This is a genomic window from Pseudoduganella albidiflava (genome assembly GCF_004322755.1).
In the GTDB taxonomy this organism is placed as follows: domain Bacteria; phylum Pseudomonadota; class Gammaproteobacteria; order Burkholderiales; family Burkholderiaceae_D; genus Rugamonas; species Rugamonas albidiflava.
Genome location: NZ_CP036401.1, coordinates 1,811,418 through 1,831,065 on the forward strand (window position 1 = coordinate 1,811,418; position 19,648 = coordinate 1,831,065).

Sequence of the window (19,648 nt, forward strand, 5' to 3'; positions counted from 1 at the left end):
TGAAGGAGACAACATCTATGCGTTATTCGATTGCACGTTATCTGGGACGTTCCGCCGCACTGGCCATCTGCCTGTTCCCGGCCGCCGTGTTCGCACAAGAGCAGGCCGCCGCGCAGGAAACCGCGTCCGGGCCGAATACCGAACAGCTTGCCGCAGCCCCGGCGGAGCAGGGCACGGATCAAGCGGGGAGCCAGGGCGCCGAGCCGAAGAACGTGGTGATCGTCACGGGCGTCACCCGTGTCACCACCAAGAAAAATGCCACGTTCTCGATCAATACCCTCAGCTCGGAAGAGATCCTCAAGCTCGCGCCGATGAGCACCGCCGACCTGCTCAATAACATTCCCGGCATCTACGCCGAGGGCAGCACCGCCGGCGAGGCCAGCAACAACATCACCGTGCGCGGCCTGCCGGTGATCGGCGGCTACCGCTTCTCGCCGCAGCTGATCGACGGCTTGCCGGCGTACGAAGACCCGGAAGTGCCGTTCATGAACAACGACGTGTTCATCCGTACCGACCTGATGACCGAGAACGTCGAAGTCGTCAAGGGCGGCACCGGCGGCATCCTGTATTCGAACGGCCTGGGCGCGGCCGTCAACTACGTCACCCGCACCGGCGGCGACAAGCTCGAAGGCGGCTACAAGTTCGAGTACGCCGACTACGGCTTCTTCCGCCACGATGCCTACCTGTCCGGTCCAATCAACAACAACCTGACCTATGCCGTGGGCGGCTTCGTTCGCAAGAGCGATGGCATCCGCGATACCGGCTACACCGCCGACAAGGGCGGCCAGATTCGCGGCAACCTGGTCTGGACTAGCAATGACCGCAAGACCCAGGCGCGCGTCGACGCCCTGCTGCTGAACGACCGCACCGCCTTCTACCAGAACCTGCCGATCTCGGTGCCGCGCTTTACGGAGAGCGGCACGCCGGCCAGGCCGACCGTGCTCGAGCAGGACACCATCGAGCCGCTCGGCATTCCGTTCGCGCACGGCACCACCGCATCGCCCTACAACCGCAAGTTCCAGATGCTGGGCGAGTACGGACAGCGCACCATCGACCAGGCCGACGGCATTCATCCCAATTTCAGGATGCTGACCTTGAAGCTGTCGCATGAACTGCAGAACGGCTGGCGCCTGTCGTCGGGGCTGCGCCATACCTGGGGCACCAGCGGATTCAATGCGACCTTCACGGGCAATGACACCAGCTCGGCCACCAACTTCCTGGCGGCGCGCTACCAGAACGACGTGGTCTCGCCGGCGCATAACGCGGCCCTGGCCTGCGACCTGAAAAACGCCAAGCTGATCGGCTACTTCAACGTCCCGGCGGTCAATCCGTGTGCGCAGTTCGCCGGCATCAGCCGCGACGCCTTCCTCCAGAACTACGCCAGGGCCACCGGCGTGGTCGGCACGTACCTCAACGACGGCAGCCGCGTGCAGCCGAACGCGCTGCTGAACTTCCTGCTCCCGTTCGTGACCCAGTCCAAGGCGCACAGCACCTCGCTCGACCTGAAGGCGCAGAAGACCTTTGTACTGGCCGGTACCCACGACATGACCTTCGGCCTGTACAAGAGCCGCTATGCGTTCTCGCCGCAGTTCCAGTCTTCGCTGCTGGTCGTCGAAAGCGCCGAAAATGCGCGCATGGTCGACCTGGCGGTGGTCGACGCCAGCGGTAACCGGGTAGGCCCGAGCCTGACCACCGGCGCGGCACTGCTGCCGGGCTCGTTCGGCTGGAACAGCGACGTCAGGGCCGCGGGCAGCGCCGCCTATCTGCTCGATCACTGGGAGACCATGGGCAGCCGGCTGAAGGTGGACGCCGGCGTGCGCTGGCAGAACGTCCACGGGAGGGCGAACCGGCGCGAGCGCGAGGTCATCACCAACCTGACCCCGGCCAATGTGGTCCCCGGCTCCCTGGAGGACACCGTTGCCGACGATGCGGTCCAGTTCCCGGGCAAGCCCAATTTGCTGGACAAGAAGTATCACGCGTTCGGCTGGTCGATCGGCGCCAACTACAGCCTCGGCAAGCCCCTGGCCGTGTATGCGCTGGCATCGCATTCGTTCCGGCTGCCGAGCGTGGAAGACCTGAACAACCTGGCCATGGCCCGGCCGGTCGTGGTGGAGGGGCGCACCATCGAAGTCGACGCGGTGGAAACGATCAAGCAGTACGAGGCGGGCCTGCGCTACCTGACGCGCGGCGTCGGCGCGGCGGTGGCGGTGTTCTACAACGACTTCTCGCCGCGCAGCCAGATCAACCAGTACGACGACTTCCAGTCGCCGCAGTGCGTGTCGCTGGGCGGGGTGCCGCAGATATCGACCTGCCCGCGGGTCGCGCAGCTGTACAAGCGCGGCGTGGAAAACGTCGGCGCCGAGGTCGAACTGAGCTGGCGTCCAGCCGCCGTCGAAGGGCTGGAACTCAAGGGAAGCGTGGTGCTGCAGAACCCCAAGATCAACGGCGCCCGCTTCACGGTGGTGGACAGTGTGCGCGATGCGCAGGGCGTTATCAGCGGCTACGAGTTCAAGCAGGTCAGCGAAGATGGCCGGCGCTCGCGCCGCCTGGCCAGGCACATGCTCAATTTCATGCCGTCGTACGACCTGTCGCATGCCACCGGCATTCCGCTCACCGTGTATGGCCAGTACCAGGTCACCGGCTCGCGTTTCTCCGATTCCACCGACCGCAACGTGACGCTGCTGCCGGCGTATTACATGCTGAACCTGGGAGCGCAGTACCAGGTGAACGAGCGCCTGTCGACCCAGCTGTTCGTGGCCAACGTCACGAACCAGCTGTCGTTCACCGAAGGCGATGCGCTGGTCGCGGACCTGCTGACGCCGGACGGCACGCGTAACCGTGGTGCGGCCCGGCCGCTGTTCGGCCGCACCATTCGCTTCAGCGTCAACTACCGCTTCTGAGACGCTCCCGCATTGCCTTTCCTGCGGGTGGCGCCCGGCCGGTCCGGCGCGCCGCCCATGTTTCGCCACTGTGATTTATCAAGGGATCCTTGTCATGACTTTCAAAACCGCTTTGCCAGCGCTGGGCCTGGGCGCCTTGCTGCTGTCCGGCTGCGCCACGCCGCCCCCGGATGCCGTCTACCGCGAGCATCACCGTCCCCAACTTTCCTTCAGCCCCGAGCGCAACTGGATGAACGACCCCAACGGGCTGGTGTACCACGACGGCGAATATCACCTGTTCTATCAATTCAACCCCAGCGGCAACGCCTGGGGCGACATGTCCTGGGGCCATGCGGTCAGCCCGGACCTGCTGAACTGGTCCGAGCTGCCGCCAGCACTGCCGGTCGAGAAGGACGCGAAAGGTGCGATCACGCAGATGTTCTTCTCCGGGAGCGCGGTGGTCGACCATGCCAATGCCAGCGGCCTGGGACAGCCCGGCAAGCCGGCCATGGTGGCGCTGTACACGGCGATGTTCCCGCAGGCGCGCACCTTGGCCGGCAAGACCATCCAGGCCGGTACCCAGGCGCAGTCGCTGGCGTACAGCCTGGACCGCGGGCGCAGCTGGACCCAGTACCCGGGTAACCCGGTGATCGAGCTGCCGCCCGCACCCTACGCCGCCGAATACCGGGACTTCCGCGATCCAAAGCTGTTCTGGCACGAGCCGCAGAAGAAGTGGGTGATGGTGGCGGTGCTGCCCAACCTGCACAAGGCCTTGTTCTACAGCTCGCGCGACCTGCTCAAGTGGGAGTTGATGAGCGAGTTCGGCCCGGCCGGTTCGGTCAGCGGTATCTGGGAGTGCCCGGACCTGTTCGAGCTGCCGGTCGACGGCGACCCGGCGCGCCGCAAGTGGGTGCTCGTCATGAGCCAGAACCCCGGCCATCCGGCTGGCGGCTCCGGCACCCAGTATTTCGTGGGCGACTTCGATGGCACCCGCTTCACCTGGGACCGCGCCGCCTCGGACGGGCAGGTCCAGTGGCTCGACTACGGCGCCGACTTCTACGCCGGCGTGACCTACAACGGCGTGCCGGACGGGCGTCGGCTTCTGGTCGGCTGGATGAACAACTGGCTCTACGGCCAGCAAGTGCCGACCACGCCCTGGCGCGGCGCCCAGTCGGTGCCGCGTGAGCTGAGCCTGGCCACGGTGGATGGCAAGATCAGGCTGGTGCAGCAGCCGCTGGCGGAACTGAAGCGCCAGCGCGCGCAGCGCGTGGCCGAATTGGCCTCGGCGCAGGTGGCGCCCGGCGTGCTGCCGGTGCAATCCTCGTCCGCGGCGGGTGATGCGCTGGAAATCGAGCTGCGCCTGCAGCCCGGCAGCGCCCGCTATTCCGGCATTCGCGTGCAGGCGCACGGAGGCCAATACACCGAGGTCGGCTACGACCGCGAGAAGGGCACCGTCTATCTCGACCGCAGTCGCGCCGGGCAGGCCGGCTTCCACGCGGACTTCGCAGCGCGCCACCATGCCCCCGTGGCGCTGCGCAGCGGCCAGCTGCCGATGCGCATCCTGGTCGATGGCGGATCGGTGACGGTGTTCGCCGGCCAGGGCGAGGCCGTGCTGACCGACCAGGTATTCCCCGGCCGTACGTCGAAAGACATGGCCCTGTTCAGCGAAGGCGGCACGGCCGGCGTGACCGGTCTGTCGGCCTGGTCGATGAAGCCGGTCCAGCTCAAGCCCGCGAACGCAACGGAGGGCGCGGGCCGATGAACACACTGCTGAAGGGAATCCTGGTCGGCGGCCTGGCGGGCCTGCTGTTCGGCTTCGACACGGCCGTCATCGCCGGCACCACGCAAGGCTTGTCCGCCGCATTCGATCTCGCTCCGGCGGCCCTCGGCATGACCGTGTCCAGCGCGCTGTGGGGCACCCTGCTGGGGGCGCTGTTCGCCGGCCGTCCGGGCGACCGCTTCGGCGCGCGCGATTGCCTGCGCGCCATCGCGCTGCTGTATGTCGTGTCGGCGCTGGGCTGCTGGCTGGCGCCGAACCTGGCGGTGCTGGTCGGCGCGCGCGTGCTGGGCGGGATCGCCATCGGCGCCTCCTCGGTGCTGGCGCCGATCTACCTGGCCGAGATCGCACCGGCGAACCGGCGCGGCATGATGGTCGGTGCCTTCCAGTTCAATATCGTCCTTGGCATCCTGCTGGCGTACCTGAGCAACTACCTGGTCGGCATGCTGGCGCTGGGGGCGGACGAATGGCGCTGGAAGTTCGGGGTCGCCGCGCTGCCGTCGCTGCTGCTGTTCGCACTGGTGTTCATCATTCCGAACAGCCCGCGCTGGCTGGCGCTGAAAGGGCGGCGTGCGGAAGCGGCGGCCGTGCTGCGCCAGATCGGAGTGGCGGACGTGGAAGAAGAACTGAGGCAGTATGCGCAAGGCCAGCGCGGGGGCGGTGCGCGCCTGTCATGGGCGCGGCATCGCAAGCCGATGCTCCTGGCCGTGACGATCGCCGCTTTCAATCAGCTGTCGGGCATCAACGCGATTCTCTACTACTCGAACGATATCTTCGCCGCGGCCGGCTTCGGCAAGATGTCCGCGGACCTGCAATCGGTGATGATCGGGGCCACCAACCTGGTCTTTACCCTGCTGGCGCTGACGGTCATCGACCGGGTGGGGCGCAGGACGCTGCTGCTGATCGGCTCGATCGGGATGGTGGCGGCGCTCTCCGCCACCGCGGCCATCCAGCTATCCGGCAGCGGCCGCGATCTGCTGCTGTGGGCGCTCATCCTGTTCATCGCTTCGTTCGCCTTCTCCCAGGGGGCGGTCGTATGGGTATATATCTCCGAGATCTTTCCGACCGAGGTGCGGGCGCGCGGCCAGAGCCTCGGCGCCTCGACCCACTGGCTGATGGACGCCATCATCGCCGGCGTGTTCCCCCTGATGGCGGCGGGATCGAGCGGGTTGCCGTTCGTGTTCTTCGCCGTCGCGATGGTGCTGCAGTTCGTGGTGGTGGCGCGGTACTTCACCGAAACGCGCGGCGTCAAGCTGGAAGACATGGCGGGCGTGATGGCGAACGCCCCGGCAAAAGTCGCCTAGCCTGGCAGCTGGCTGGATGTCACCGCAGGCGCTTGCTCGCCTGCGGTTTCAAGCATCCCCTTCGGCCGGCCCTTGCTCACCCTGGCCGACCACCGCCGGCAAATAGGCGGCGCAGAACTCCGGCGGCATGCGCCTTGGTTTTCCGCTGTCGATCTCGATGCACACCAGCTGCCAGCGCCCGCGCATCACCGTGGCGCCGTCCGCCGCGCGCACCAGCTGGAAGCGGCGCTCCATCGTCAGCCGGCCATCCGTGGCGACCAGCCAGGTGCCCAGCAGCAGCCCGTCCCCCAGGCCGGTCGGCAGCAGGTAGTCGTAGGCCGCGCTGCCGATCGCCATCGCCCGGTTCAGCCGGCGGTAGTCGCCCAGGTCGAGGCCCAGCGCGACCGAATGCGACCAGCCGGCCTGCTCGCACCAGCGCACGTACACGGCATTGTTGGTATGGTCCAGCCCGTCGATATCGCCGGCGGCGGGGCTGACGGGGAAGACATGCGGTTCGGGGTAATCCCAGTTCACGGCGGCTCCACGGCAAAGGCAGCATTGTAGCGCCCGGTGGCGGGACCAGCCCGGCCAACGCTGCCTGGCTTCTCAGCGGCCCGCCGCACGCACCAGCTGCACATCCCCCCAGGTCGCCACGACAGGCGCCGCACCGTCCGATGCCGCTCCCCGTACCACCAGCTCGATGACTTTCACGCCCCGGATGTCCGCCCTCAACCGATGCGCCTTGGCGCCGAAGGCCACCGGCGGGCTTTCGGCCAGCAGTTTTCCATCGCCATACACGTGGAAGCGCACCGGCTGCTTGGTGTTCTCGGTCGAGTCATCCACGCCGACGGAGGCCGTCAACACCGCATGGCCGGCATCGTTCTTCACCTGGAGCCGCGAGTCGGCCAGGATGCCGATGCCCGAGTCGAACGCCTGTCCCGCCACCTGCAAGGTCTGGCCGAATGGCGTCGTGTCGGCCTGCGCGCCGCCCCAGCCGGCATATTGCGGCCGCGAGCCGCCGGAGCGGGTGTTCGACCACGGGTCGATCATGCGGTGGATGGTCGGATCGGGCTGCGGCTGCCGCGTGCCGTCGACGGCCACGTTGATCGACCCGGGAATCTCGGAAAGGTACACGCCGTTCTCCAGCTGCCGCGTGCCGGTCGCCTCGAACACCAGCGTCTCGCGCGGCGCGAGCGTGAAGGCCTTCTCGCCGGTGAAGGTCACGCTTTGCTTCGACCATAGGTCGCGCAGCGTGACCGGCGCGCTGTCCGACAGTTTCAGGTGCCTGGCCAGCAGCGTTACCGGGGCGGGGGATGCGCCGCGGTTGAACAGCGCCACCGCCTTGCGTTGCCCGTCGCCCAGCGTCTTGACGATGATCTGCGCATCGTCGGAATCGTAGGTCACCACGCCCTGGTGTCCCGCCTTGTCCTGGTTCAGGCGCACCACGTCGGCGTTGCCCAGCACCGCGAGGAACGATGCCGGGCCGTTGCGCAGGTCGTAGCTGACCAGCATCGGCGCATTGATCATCGCCCACAAGGAGAAATGCGAACGCACTTCGACCGGGTGGGCGGCGTCGAAGTCGCCATGGCCGATGTGCAGGATGTCCGGATCGTTCCAGTGGCCGGGGCCCGCGTACAGCGGGCGTTTCGCCGCGCTGTCGAAGTTGTGCAGCATGCTGGTCCAGCTGGGCGTGATGTCGCTGCTGGTGCGCCACAGGTTGCCGACCTCCTTGCCCCAGGTGCGCACATTGGCCATGCCCCAGGCGCAGATCGACAGCACGTAGTCGTTGGCCGGCCGGGCCGCCTTCAGCGCCGCAGCCACGGCTTCGTAGCGGGCGCGCACCGCGGCGATATCGGTGCGGTTGATCGAATTACGTTCGATCAGCGGTGCCATCGCGCGATAGTCCTGTTTCTTCACCAGCTCCGAACCCGGCACGAAGTCGGCCAGCCCGCAGGCGTCGATCTTGATGTAGTCGAAGCCCCATTCCCGGAAATACAGGTTGATGTCCTGCGTGACGTGGCCGTCCAGGCCCACCTCGCGCTCGGCGGTCGTGCCTTGCGGCAGGTTGGGCGAATGCAGGTCGTAGGCTTGCGAACAGGCGTTGCGCCCGATGTCCGTATAGATACCGGCTTTCAGTCCCATGGCGTGCAGCCTGTCCGTAAAGGGCTTGAAACTGGTGCCGTCCTTCCCGCCGGTGGCTGCCGAGGGGAAGATGCCGGTACGGATCTGCAGGCGGCCGTCGCCGGTGCGGCGCTTCAGCCACCAGCCGTCGTCGAGGTTGACCTGCGTGTAGCCGAGTTTCGCGAGCCCGCTGTCGACCAGCACCCGCGCGGCGCCCATCACCTTGTCTTCGTCGACTTCCGTCCGGAACGCATTCCAGCTGTTCCAGCCCATCGGCGGCGTGCTGGCGCTGCCGCCCATATTGCCTTCCCAGCGGCCTGCCGGGGCCAGCGGATCGGTCGCCGGACTGCCATGCGCCTGCGTGGCCAGCAAGGCGACCGCTGCAACGACTACGCTGCGAAGGAAGGTACCTTGTCGTTGTTTACTCATCCTGGACCAGCGGTCTTGCATGCGTATCTCCTGTTTGTCGTGAAAGGTCGCTTCGATCGCCGGTGCCGCATCCGCCGGCGCTTTCGATGCTTGCGATCTTGTCGCTGGCAAGCCGGGACAATTCGAAAGTGCGGGTACGTGGGCGGATGACAGGCAAGGAAGGCGGGACTTCGCAAGGGGCCGAAGTCCTGGTTCTGGATGATAAGCGAAAGAATTCGAAAAGAGAAGATGCGTCGTGTGGCAGAAAAAAGCCAGCAAACGAAAATAAAATGAAAGTTCTTTGCATTTCGTTCGATAATTAATTACGATCGAAACTGTTCGTAACGCAAACCGCAACGCAACATCCACAACGACCGCGCCATGATCGAGGGGAAAACCGGCATGACAAGCAACAGCAGCAGTGCACTTCAGGACGCCACGGGCCCGGTCGGCGTTGCGCCAGCGAGCATGACGTTCTGATGGGCCGCATGGAGAGGACGACCGCCGTGGAGACGACGACCGCGACGCCGGATGAACCGGGCGCCACGGCTGCGCGCCGGCCGCGCTGGCTCGGCTACGCGCTGGCCACCGCGCTGCTGTGGGGCGTATGGGGCGCGTTTGCCGGCCTGCCCACCCAGCACGGCTTTCCGGAGACGCTGGTGTACGTGGTGTGGGCGCTGACCATGGTGCCGCCGGCACTCTTCGTGCTGGCGCGCTCGGGCTGGAAAGTGCGCCGCGACCGCACTGCGCTGGCGTACGGCCTGGCCATCGGCCTGCTCGGCGCCGGCGGGCAGATGGTGCTGTTCTACGCGGTGAAGGCCGGGCCGGCCTACCTGATCTTCCCGCTGATTTCCCTTTCGCCGGTCATCACGATCGTGCTGTCGTTCCTGTTCCTGCATGAACGCACCGGCCGCATGGGCCTGGCCGGCATCGTGCTGGCCGTGTGTGCGCTGCCGCTGTTCGACTTCAATCCGGCCGGCGCGCCGCAGCAGTATGGATTGTGGTTCGTGCTGGCGCTGGCGGTGCTGGTGGCATGGGGCCTGCAGGCCTACTTCATCAAGCTGGCCAACACGCGCATGGATGCCGAGAGCATCTTCTTCTACATGACCGCGAGTGCGCTGCTGTGCATTCCGGTGGCGCTGGCGATGACCGATTTTTCGCAGCCGATCAACTATGGCCTGTCCGGTCCGTGGCTGGCCGCCGCCACGCAGGTCCTGAACGCGGTCGGTGCGCTGACGCTGGTGTATGCCTTCCGGCACGGCAAGGCGCTGACGGTGTCGCCGCTGGTGAACGCCGGCGCGCCGCTGCTGACCACCGTCATCGCGATGGCGCTGGCCGGCACGGTACCGGGCGGCTACCGGCTGGCCGGTATCGGCCTGTCGCTGGCGGCCGCGCTGTTCCTCGCGCTGCAGGCGGACGACGGCGCCGCGCCCCCCGAATCAACCGAAGGAGTCTGACAATGGAATACATGTTGAATCTGGTGCGCCGCCACAAGGCCGGCGAGCCGGTCGGCATCCACGCGGTGTGCTCGGCGCACCCGCTGGTGATCGAGGCGGCGATGGAAGTGGCGGCAGCGGCGGGTCCTGGCCAGCCGGTGCTGATCGAGGCCACGTCGAACCAGGTGAACCAGGATGGCGGCTATACCGGCATGACGCCGGCCGCCTTCCGCGATTTCGTGCACGGCATCGCCGACCGCGTGGGGCTGGCGCGCGAGCGCGTGCTGCTCGGCGGCGATCACCTGGGTCCCAATGCCTGGCAAGGCGAGAGCGCCGATGCCGCCATGGCGAAGGCCGAGGTGCTGATCGAACAGTACGTCGCGGCGGGATTCCGCAAGATCCACCTGGATTGCTCGATGTCGTGTGCCGGCGACCCGGTGCCACTGCGGGATGACGAGGTGGCCGCGCGTGCCGCGCGGCTGTGCGCCATCGCCGAACGGGCCTGGCAGGCGGGCGGCGGCGAGGCACCCGTCTACGTGGTCGGCACGGAGGTGCCGGTGCCCGGCGGCGCGCACGAGGACCTGGCGGAACTGAGCGTGACGACGCCCGACGCGGCGGCGCAGACGATCGCCGCGCACCGCAGCGCATTTTCCGCCGCCGGGCTCGATGCCGCCTGGCCGCGCGTGATCGGCCTGGTGGTGCAGCCCGGCGTCGAGTTCGACCACCACAAGGTGATCGACTTCCGCCCGGAGCGCGCGGTGGACCTCAGCCGCATGATCGAGGACGTGCCCACGCTGGTCTATGAAGCCCATTCGACCGATTACCAGACGCCGGCCAACCTGGCCGCGCTGGTGGCCGGCCACTTCGCGATCCTGAAGGTGGGGCCCGGCGCCACCTTTGCACTGCGCGAAACGCTGTGGGCGCTGGCCGATATCGAAGCGGCGATGGCCGGCGACGGCAAGGGTTCCGGCTTCAAGGACACGGTGCTGGAAGTGATGCGCGCCGAGCCGGAATACTGGCGCAAGTACTACAGCGACGACCCGCGCGATCCGCGCCGCGCGCGTTTCGACCAGCAGTACAGCCTGAGCGACCGGATCCGCTACTACTGGCCGCATCCGGCCATCCAGGCGGCGCAGGCGCGCCTGCTGGAAAGCCTGGAACGGGAGGCGCCGCCGCTCACGCTGCTGAGCCAGTACCTGCCGGCCCAGTACGAGTCGGTGCGCGAGGGGAGGGTGCGCAATCACCCGGTGGAATTGCTGAAAGAGGGCGTGGCCAGGGTGCTGCGCCAATACATGTACGCTTGTGACAGGGAAGCTTGTAGCAAGGACGCCGGTAACAAGGACGCCTGCCCGCCAGGCGCCGCAACAAGGGAGTTGGAAGCATGCTAGTCGCAGACAGCAACAAGAACAGGCAGATCCTCGGCATGAGCATCGAGCGGCTCGATGCCGCCGGCGCCGGCCTCACCGCGCGCGAAATCGCGCAGCAACCCGCCATCTGGCCCGAGATCGAAGCCCTGGTCGCGGGCCAGCGCGAGGCGCTGGACGCCTTCCTCGGCCCGCTGCTGGCGCGTGGCGACCTGCGCATCGTGCTCACGGGCGCCGGCACCTCGGCCTTCATCGGCGAATGCCTGGCGCCGGCCATGCTGGGCGGCGGCTGGCGCGCCGAAGCCGTGCCGACCACCGACCTGGTCTCCGGCCCGCAGCAGTTCCTGCAGCCGAAGGTGCCGACGCTGCTGGTGTCGTTCGGCCGCTCGGGCAGCAGTCCGGAAAGCGTGGCCGCCGTCGCGCTGGCCGACCAGCTGGTCGACGAGGTCTATCACCTGGTGATCACCTGCAATGCCGACGGCGCCTTGTGCCAGATGGCGCAAGGGCGCGCCAACGTCTACTCGATCCTGCTGCCGGACGCCACGCACGACCGCGGCTTCGCGATGACCACCAGTTTCACGTCGATGCTGCTGGCCGCCGCCAGCGCGTTCGGCGTGCTGCCGCCGGGTGCCACCGCTGAGCCATCGGCCGCGGCCGCGCGCGTGCTGGACACGATGGTGCCGCTGCTGGAAGGATTGGTGGCGCGCCGCTTCCGCCGCGTGGTCTACCTCGGCAGCAACGCCTTGCGCGGGCTGGCCCGCGAAGCCTCGCTCAAGCTGCTGGAACTGACCGATGGCCAGGTGGTGGCGCTGTTCGATTCTCCGCTGGGCTTCCGCCACGGTCCCAAGACCATCGTCGATGCCGACACCCTCGTGGTAGTGCTGCTGTCGAACGATGCCCAGGCGCGCCGCTACGACCTGGACCTGCTGCGCGAGCTGCGCAACGACGGCCGCGCCGGCCGCGTGCTGGCGCTGAGCGGGCGCGACGAACCGGAAATGGGCGGCGATTGCGTCACGCTGCACGGCGCCGGGCTGGCCGCCGACCTGGCGCTGGCGCTGCCGTACATCCTGTTCTGCCAGGCCTTCGCGCTGCTGCAGTCGCTGGCCCTGGGCCTGCGCCCGGATACGCCGAGCGTGTCGGGCACGGTCAACCGCGTGGTGCGCGGCGTCACCATCTATCCGCTGACGGGAGACGGCCATGTTCCTCGGGGTTGACGGCGGCGGTACCAAGACGGCGTTCGCGCTGGTCGACCGGCAAGGGCACGTTCTCGCGCGCCACGAGGAGAGCAGCGCGTACTACCTCGAAGTGGGCATGGACGGTGCCGCCGCCGTGCTGGCGCGCGGCTGCGCGGCGCTGTTCGCCGGCGCCGGCGTCACCGCGGGCGATGTCGCATTCGCTTTCTTCGGCTTGCCGGCGTACGGCGAGGACCGTGCCGTGCAGCCGCAGCTCGATGCACTGCCGCGCGCCGTGCTGGGCCACGGGCGCTACCTGTGCGGCAACGACATGGTGTGCAGCTGGGCCGGATCGCTGGCCTGCGCCGATGGCATCAGCGTCATCGCCGGCACCGGTTCGATGGCGTATGGCGAGTTCAAAGGTCAGCGCGCGCGGGCCGGCGGCTGGGGCGAACTGTTCAGCGACGAAGGCTCGGCCTACTGGATCGCCCGCGCCGGGCTGGCGCTGTTCTCGCGCATGAGCGATGGCCGCGCGCCGCGCGGGCCGCTGCATGCGCTGATGCGCACGCGCCTGGCGCTGCGCGACGATCTCGACCTGTGCCAGGTCGTCTACGGCGAACTGAAAGGGGAACGCAGCAAGGTGGCCGCGCTGTCGCGGCTCGTCTCCGAAGCGGCCGCGCAGGGCGACTTCCAGGCGGCGGCGATCCTCGAGTCGGCTGCCGTGGAGGTGGCCGCGCTGGTCGATGCGGTACGGCGCCAGCTCGGCGCCGGCCCCGGTACGGAAGTGGCGGTGTCCTATTCCGGCGGCCTGTTCGGCGCGGAAGGGCCGTTGCGCGCGCCGTTCGCGCGGGCGCTGGCCGGCAGCGGCGCGGGCCCGTATCGCCTGGTGGCGCCGCGCCTGCCGCCGGTGCTCGGTGCCGCGCTGTATGCGGCGCTGAACGCCGGCACGCCGCTCGATTCCGCCGCGCTGGAACGCCTGGCAGGCGCAAAGTGACAAGCCGCCGGTCACCACGGCCGGCTGCACGGGCGACGCCACGGCGGCGTCCGGCGCCTGGTGCCGGCCCTGCAATCCGATAGACAGCCCCGATCTGCTAAACAGCCTCAATCTAGTAAACAGCCTCAATCTGGTAAGCTGCTCTTCTACTGACACTCTTCGTCCGACCATGGGGCAAACCGGCCAGCGCCGCGACATCATCCTGCAAGCACTTGCCGAACACGGGGCGGTACAAGTCAATGAACTCGTGAAGCAGCTGAACGTCTCTGCGGTGACGATCCGCAGCGATCTCACCGCACTCGAGGCGCAGGGTCTTGCCGTCCGCAGCCACGGCGGCGCCACGCTGGCCCGCATGCCGCCGACCGAACACACGGTCTCGCAGAAAGACGCGCTCAATCACGAACAGAAGGAGCGCATCGGCGCCCTGGCCGCGAGCCTGGTGAAGCCGGGCGAGAACATCATCATCGATTCGGGCACCACCACGCTGTCGCTGGCGCGCCACCTGCGCGACGCCCAGAACGTGACGGTGATGACCAATGGCCTGAACATCGCGTGGGAACTGGTCAACGCACCCGGCGTCGACCTGATCCTCACGGGAGGCCTGCTGCGCAAGCAGTCGCTGTCGATCCAGGGATTGCAAGCCGAGGCTTGCCTGCAGGCCTACAGCTTCGACAAGCTGTTCCTCGGCGTCGACGGCCTCGACCTGCAGTTCGGTGTGACCACCCACCATGAGGCCGAAGCAAGCCTGAACCACAAGATGGTGGAACGCGCCAGGACAGTCATCGTCCTCGCCGACGCCTCGAAGTTCGGCTTCATCAGCCTGCACCGCATCGTCCAGCTGGATCGCGTCAGCACCATCATCACGGACGCGGACATCGGCCCCCAATACCGCGATGGCCTGCGGGAAGCCGGCATCGAGCTGCTGATCGCCGGCTAGGCCGGCAGGGCCGTGGATCGGCAGGTCACGGAGCCAGAATATCCAGCGTCGTTCCAGCGCGGAACGCTCCCAGTTTTTCGTCCCATCCCTGCGACCTGGCCGCATCCGCGGCATTGGCGGGGCGCACGCTGTAGCGGACATCGCCCGCAAGGGAAGGGGCGCCATCCGGTAACGCCAGCAGCACGTCGTAGGTACCGGCCGGGGTGCCGGGCGGTACGGCGAGACTGGCGGCCATCTTGCTGGTCCTGCCGGGCAGCCAGGTGCGCGGATCGATCGACGCCAGGGTGATCCGCACGACGTCGCCGGTGGCGCGATGCTTGAGCAGCACTTGCACGCCGCGCGGGTTGAAGGCGCGTGCCCAGCCGCTGTTGCGCACCGCCAGCGCGAGCCCGCCCGACCGGCCGGCCACGATGGCGGCACTGTGCCGCAGCGACACCAGCTCGAAACGGTAGCCCATGCGGCGCCTCACCTCGGCCATGCAGCCCTGCGCTTCCCAGCGCGTGTGGAAGAGACCCCGGTAGTAGCTGTCGTTCAGGTAAGTCAGGCCGAACCGCCGGCCTTCGCGCAGGATGTCGCCGCAGTCCGTGCGCGGCGTCGGATCGACCGCGTCCGCGGGGTTGCAGGTTTCGCCGCCGAATGGTGCCACGGTTGACAGCGCGGCGACGTAGCCGCGCTCGCGCCGGCGCGCCGCCGCATCCTCGCTGTAGGTGCCCACATCCGTGACCGATGCCAGGAAACAGTCGTTATGGACACCGATGCGCGAGGCGGCCGAACCGTCGCGCCAGCGCGGTGCCTTTGGCGCCCACGCCATCAGGTAGGGTGGATAGCGCACCTGCAGGAACCGGCCGGGGGGTAGGGCGCCCAGCAGCGCATCGCGGATCCGGGTCCGCGATGCCGGTTCGGTGAGGTTGTTGGATGATGTATGCCATTCGCCCCAGGCGCCGACGAATCCGGCCTGCAGAAACGCGATCACATCCGCATTGGCCGCCAGCGCCGGTTCGAGCTGCGCGATGTGGCCGAGAACGCGGCCGAGCGGAGCATCCTGCGCCGCCTGGTATCCAGTCTCGCCCGCAGGGTAGTTGTAGAGAAAACGGGGAATGACTTTCAGGCCCGCGCGCCGCGCCGTCGCAAAGTTTTCCGATAAGCCGGCGAGCACCCTCGCGGGCAGTGGGCCACCGGCATACTCGTCCAGCCGTACCGGTGCATACACGAGCCGGTAGCCGGCCGCGAACTGCGCATCGGCTTGCGCTTGCGTCCACGCGGCCAGGTTGTCCGCCGCCCACACGTACATGCCGCGCTCGGGATTGGCGATCTCCTCGTCCGTTGCGCGGAACGTGGTGTCGACCACCGCGGCCGACGCGGGAAGCGGCGTATCGGCACGCTGCGGCGATGGCCCGGCACTGGCCTGCGCCGAGAACGCCAGGAGCAGGGCGAGCGGGCGCAGGCTTCCCATCGTCATGCCGCGGTGAGCAAGCGACCGAAGGCGGCCGGCACATGGAAGTCCGGCGTGCCGCCGTCCGTACCGGTCGGGCTCCACGCGGAATGGACGCGCGGCTTGCCGGTGCTTTCCTGGCCCTCCACGCGGAACAGGTTCAGGCGCCAGCCATCCTCCGCACCACCCGCACCGCGCATCGGCACGGCCAGTTCGGCCGTCCAGACCTTTTGCTCCGCATCGACATGGGTCCGGGCGCGGCTGTCGCCGACGATGCGCTTCTTGCCCGACACCTCGACGGCGATTTCCTGCAGCAGCCCGTTGGGCGCCACCTGCACCTCGCGGTAGCTCTTCAGCCCCGCACGCTCCGGCGCCTGCAGGAAGACCTCGACGACGTCGCGCTCCCACAGCGGCCAGATATCGCTTGCCGACCTGGCGCGGTCGAAGGTGTTCAGCGTCTCGAACTTGCAGAGGAAGCGCAGGTAGAGGTGGCCGGCGCCCCGCAGCAGTTGCACCCGGGTCGATTGCGGGCCGGCCAGCGGCTTGCCTTGCCAGTCGTGCCGGAAGAAGGTCGCGGGCGCATCGGCCCATTGCGATGCGCGCGGGAAGCCGTCCGCCCCCACCGCCGCGATCTTGCCGGCGAAGGCCACCGGCAGCGCGTCGGGGGCGTCGGGGCGCGCTTCGATCAGCAGGCTGTGCGTGAAGCGCACGGGCAGCGTGGGTTTGTCGGCCGTGACCCTGCCCAGGGCCTTGCCGGTGAGTGCATCGCTCAGCGTCCAGGTGCCCGGGCCGAGGCCGCGCAATGCCACCACGCCGTCCCATTGCGCCGCGTAGAACGCGTAGTGCAGGGCGCCTCCCTGTTCGACGACGTGGGTCTCGGGCTTGTCGAAGCCCAGGTCGTACAGGTCGCCGCGGTAGCGGCCTTCGGCAAGGCGCTGCTTGTTGTACAGGTCGACCCACTGGCGCCAGTGCGCCTCGCGCTCGGGCGTCAGCAGGAAGGAGTCCTTCGGCTTGGGATCCACCGGCCAGGTGAACTTGGTGGCGACGACGGCGCCGATGCCCACGCTGGACGCGAAGTCCTGCCCACCGGTGCTCAGCTCCACGTGGTCGCCGGCGTAGGCCGACCAGGGGCCCATCAGCGCCTTCAGCGTCTTGCCCTTGTGGCGCACCTGCCAGCTCGACAGCGGGTCCGACGCCGGTGCCTGGTCCATGAACGGCATGTTATGGAAGGCGTAGCTGGTGCCGCACGGGCACACTTCCACCACCGCTTCCGGGTTGGCGTCATGCGCCACGTCGTGCATGACCTTGTAGAAGGCCGCCACCGCCTCGACCGATTCCTCCGGCCGCTCGTGCCGGTGCTTCGGATTGAAGCACGGCGCCACGCCGTTGAGGTGCTGGCCGTCGACCTTCAGGCCGTCGAAGCCCCAGTCGGCGATGATCATCCGGATCGTCTCGGCCAGGCGCGCCTGCGTTTTCTCATAAGCGGGGCAGAGGTAGAAGCAGTTCCACCATGTCACGTCCTGCGGCGCGCCGTCCTTGTCGAGAAGCAGCAGGTCGGTGTGGTCGTGCAGTTCGTCGCTGCCGGGGGCCACGGCCAGCGGCGCGATCCACAGCCGCGCCTTCATGCCGCGCGCGTGGATGTCGGCCACCAGCGCCTTCATGTCGGCGGCGCCGCGCGGGAACTTGGCGAGGTCGGGCGTCCAGTCGCCGGTCTTGACCTGCCAGCCGTCGTCCAGCACGGCCCACTTGAAGCCCAGCTCCTGCACCTTGGGCAGGGTGGCGCGCACGTAGTCGAGCGAGAAGTCGCGCTCGTAGCCCCAGGCGCACCACTGCGCCTCGTAGGCGCTTTGCGGTGGCTCGGGGGCGGCCAGGCCCTGCGCGGCCATCAGCCGGCGGTAGCGGTCCAGCGGCACGTAGAAGTCGCCCCGGTGCACGGCGATGAAGGTGGGCGGCGTGGCGAACGTGGCGCCCGGCGCCAGCGTCTGCGGGATGTCGCAGCGCAGCGAAATGTCGACCTGGTCGCCGACCGCCTTCACGGGCAGCGCGACGAGCAGCGGTTGCAGGGCCAGGTGGCCCACGGCCAGGCCGACGTCGCGGCGCCACACATCGGCGACCGGCGTGCCGCCGCCGTAGTCCGACGCGTTCATGCCCAGGAAATTGCGCTGCTCGAAGCCGCGCTTGACGGGCTGCACCCAGTCGCGCCGGTCGGCGTGGCTGGCGCCGGAATACGTCCAGTAGCCGCCGGCGTGGCGCGGCGTGGCAGCCAGGCGGTGCGCGGCGTTCACCCACGCGTCGATGGCGAGCGGCTTGTCGCCCGTGTTTACATAGCTCACGTCCAGCAGGGCAACGCCGGGATATTCATCGAGCAGCGTGACAGTGACGCGTTTCTCGATGCCCTCCAGCGACCGGCCTGCCAGGCGCAGCGCCTGCCCGGCACCGAACGGCGTCGCGGCCCGGGCCGGCTCCGCCTTTTGCAGGGTGAAGCGGCCGAGCGGCTTGCCGCCGGCGACCAGGTGCTCGCTCGTGTCGAAGCCGGTCAGCGCGAGGGGCTGCCGGCCCGCCAGGCTGACGATGCGGCAACGCATCCGTTCGTCGAACTGCAGCGACACGGCGGCATCCTGCACGCGCACATGGCCCTTGCCTTCGGCGGCGCGGGCGAACGGGATCTGCGTGGCCAGCGGCGCGGCGCCCAGCCACTGCAGGAAGGCACGGCGCGCGGTCATCGCTGGCCTCCGAAGGCACCGGGGAAGGCGCGCTGGGCGTTCGTGCGATAGAGCTTGTCCACCACCTGCCGCGGCAGCGCGAGGCCTTGCACGGGCTGGTCGAGATCGGCCACCTGGAAGGATTCCGCCGTGTTGAAGTAGCGCCAGTGCATGCGCCAGACGTCTTCGGCTTCGCGGCCCAGTGCGGCGCCGTCCTGGCCGGGGGCCTGCGCCATGTCGCTGCCGTAGAGGATGCGGTCCTGGTACTGGATGAAGAAGCGGCGCACGCGCTCGCGGCCCTTCTGGCTCTGGAACTGCACCTGGCCGATGCGCGCGGCGATGTCCACCACGGCGCCCGGGAAGCGGTCGAGGAACGCGGCCAGTTCATCCACGTCGCGCTCCAGCGACGCGAGGTGCACGCCGATGAAGCGCAGCTTCGGATGCGCCGCCACCATGCGGTCGCGCGCGGCCATCTGCGCTTCCCAGCTCGGCATCTCCGGGTGCAGGTGCATGTGGTACTGCGGGTGGGCCTTGAAATATTCGCGGTCGTTGTTGACCGTCATTTTTTCGAGCGGCAGCCAGCAGTTGTGCGGCTCGCCCTGGTGGCCCAGCAGCGGGATGCCCTGCCGGGCGAAGTCCTCGAACAGCGGCGCGAAGCGGGCGTCGTCGATCATGACCAGGTGCTGGTTCCTGTCACGCAGGCTCATGCCGATGTTCTTCCACACCTTCACGCCCACGGCGCCGGCCCGCATCGACGCGGCGATGCGCTGGCGCGTGGCGGGCAGCCAGGAGGGCTTGTCCGAGCCGTCGACGGAGAAGCTGGCCACCCACGCCACGTCCTGCGGGAACCGCTTCTTCAGCGCGATGGCCACGCGCTGCTGGTCATCGAGCGGCGGGAAGTCGGGGTAGTCGACATTGATCGTCAGCGCCTTGAAGTTCTGGCGCCGGGCGGCTTCCATGAAGGCCGGCGCCGCGTCGTGCAGGTGCAGGTGCGCATCGATCTTCACGACGCGGGCGTAGTCGGCCATCGTGTAGCTGGCTTCGTCCGCGGCGTGGGCGGAGAAAAGAACCGCCCCGGAGAGGAGGGCGGCGAAGGAGGAGAGTGATGTGGAAAGCAAGGTTCGCATTGAATAGAGTCGCATC

The 19,648-nt window shown here is 68.2% G+C and carries 13 protein-coding genes; 8 read left to right on the forward strand and 5 right to left on the reverse strand.

The window, feature by feature from the left end; all coding sequences use genetic code 11:
- The first annotated feature begins 17 nt into the window (after nucleotides 1-17).
- The 3 genes from EYF70_RS07810 to EYF70_RS07820 all read left to right on the forward strand — a co-directional run bounded on the left by EYF70_RS07810 (nucleotide 18) and on the right by EYF70_RS07820 (nucleotide 5,960).
- Nucleotides 18-2,900, forward strand: a complete 2,883-nt coding sequence (locus tag EYF70_RS07810; protein WP_165497589.1) for a TonB-dependent receptor — start codon at nucleotides 18-20, stop codon at nucleotides 2,898-2,900.
- A 94-nt stretch (nucleotides 2,901-2,994) separates the two neighbouring features.
- Nucleotides 2,995-4,641: a glycoside hydrolase family 32 protein gene (locus EYF70_RS07815; RefSeq protein ID WP_131144895.1), complete on the forward strand. Its 1,647-nt coding sequence runs from the start codon at nucleotides 2,995-2,997 to the stop codon at nucleotides 4,639-4,641.
- Nucleotides 4,638-5,960, forward strand: a complete 1,323-nt coding sequence (locus tag EYF70_RS07820) for a sugar porter family MFS transporter (protein ID WP_131144896.1) — start codon at nucleotides 4,638-4,640, stop codon at nucleotides 5,958-5,960. Before EYF70_RS07815 ends, EYF70_RS07820 begins: the two co-directional genes overlap by 4 nt.
- A 48-nt stretch (nucleotides 5,961-6,008) precedes the next feature.
- Here EYF70_RS07820 and EYF70_RS07825 read toward each other — a convergent pair whose 3' ends face one another.
- On the reverse strand, nucleotides 6,009-6,473 hold the full coding sequence (locus tag EYF70_RS07825) for an acyl-CoA thioesterase (protein WP_131144897.1): 465 nt from the start codon (nucleotides 6,471-6,473) through the stop codon (nucleotides 6,009-6,011).
- A gap of 72 nt (nucleotides 6,474-6,545) precedes the next feature.
- The gene (locus tag EYF70_RS07830) at nucleotides 6,546-8,510 is read right to left on the reverse strand and encodes an NPCBM/NEW2 domain-containing protein (RefSeq protein WP_131144898.1); all 1,965 of its coding nucleotides are present in this window, start codon (nucleotides 8,508-8,510) and stop codon (nucleotides 6,546-6,548) included.
- Nucleotides 8,511-8,956: 446 nt separating this feature from the next.
- Here EYF70_RS07830 and EYF70_RS07835 point away from each other — a divergent pair, with 446 nt between their 5' ends.
- From EYF70_RS07835 to agaR, 5 genes are all read left to right on the forward strand, one after another.
- Nucleotides 8,957-9,925 carry a DMT family transporter gene (locus EYF70_RS07835; RefSeq protein WP_131144899.1) on the forward strand — a complete coding sequence of 323 codons (969 nt, stop codon included), beginning with the start codon at nucleotides 8,957-8,959 and terminating at the stop codon, nucleotides 9,923-9,925.
- A gap of 2 nt (nucleotides 9,926-9,927) precedes the next feature.
- Nucleotides 9,928-11,292: a D-tagatose-bisphosphate aldolase, class II, non-catalytic subunit gene (locus tag EYF70_RS07840; protein WP_131144900.1), complete on the forward strand. Its 1,365-nt coding sequence runs from the start codon at nucleotides 9,928-9,930 to the stop codon at nucleotides 11,290-11,292.
- The gene (locus tag EYF70_RS07845) at nucleotides 11,286-12,482 is read left to right on the forward strand and encodes an SIS domain-containing protein (RefSeq protein ID WP_218943759.1); all 1,197 of its coding nucleotides are present in this window, start codon (nucleotides 11,286-11,288) and stop codon (nucleotides 12,480-12,482) included. The genes EYF70_RS07840 and EYF70_RS07845 overlap by 7 nt, the downstream gene beginning before the upstream one ends.
- Nucleotides 12,466-13,434 carry an N-acetylglucosamine kinase gene (locus EYF70_RS07850; protein WP_131144901.1) on the forward strand — a complete coding sequence of 323 codons (969 nt, stop codon included), beginning with the start codon at nucleotides 12,466-12,468 and terminating at the stop codon, nucleotides 13,432-13,434. The genes EYF70_RS07845 and EYF70_RS07850 overlap by 17 nt, the downstream gene beginning before the upstream one ends.
- 169 nt (nucleotides 13,435-13,603) lie before the next feature.
- Nucleotides 13,604-14,371, forward strand: a complete 768-nt coding sequence (gene agaR / locus EYF70_RS07855; protein ID WP_131144902.1) for a transcriptional repressor AgaR — start codon at nucleotides 13,604-13,606, stop codon at nucleotides 14,369-14,371.
- A gap of 25 nt (nucleotides 14,372-14,396) precedes the next feature.
- Here agaR and EYF70_RS07860 read toward each other — a convergent pair whose 3' ends face one another.
- From EYF70_RS07860 to EYF70_RS07870, 3 genes are read right to left on the reverse strand one after another with little or no spacing between them, the layout of a single operon-like run.
- A complete protein-coding gene (locus tag EYF70_RS07860) occupies nucleotides 14,397-15,824 on the reverse strand; it encodes a DUF4832 domain-containing protein (RefSeq protein WP_218943760.1) in 1,428 nt (475 codons plus the stop codon).
- 2 nt (nucleotides 15,825-15,826) lie between these two features.
- Complete coding sequence (locus EYF70_RS07865; RefSeq protein WP_131144904.1) at nucleotides 15,827-18,526, reverse strand: alpha-galactosidase; 2,700 nt, start codon at nucleotides 18,524-18,526, stop codon at nucleotides 15,827-15,829.
- On the reverse strand, nucleotides 18,523-19,647 hold the full coding sequence (locus EYF70_RS07870; RefSeq protein ID WP_218943761.1) for an amidohydrolase family protein: 1,125 nt from the start codon (nucleotides 19,645-19,647) through the stop codon (nucleotides 18,523-18,525). Before EYF70_RS07870 ends, EYF70_RS07865 begins: the two co-directional genes overlap by 4 nt.
- Nucleotide 19,648: the final 1 nt, after the last annotated feature.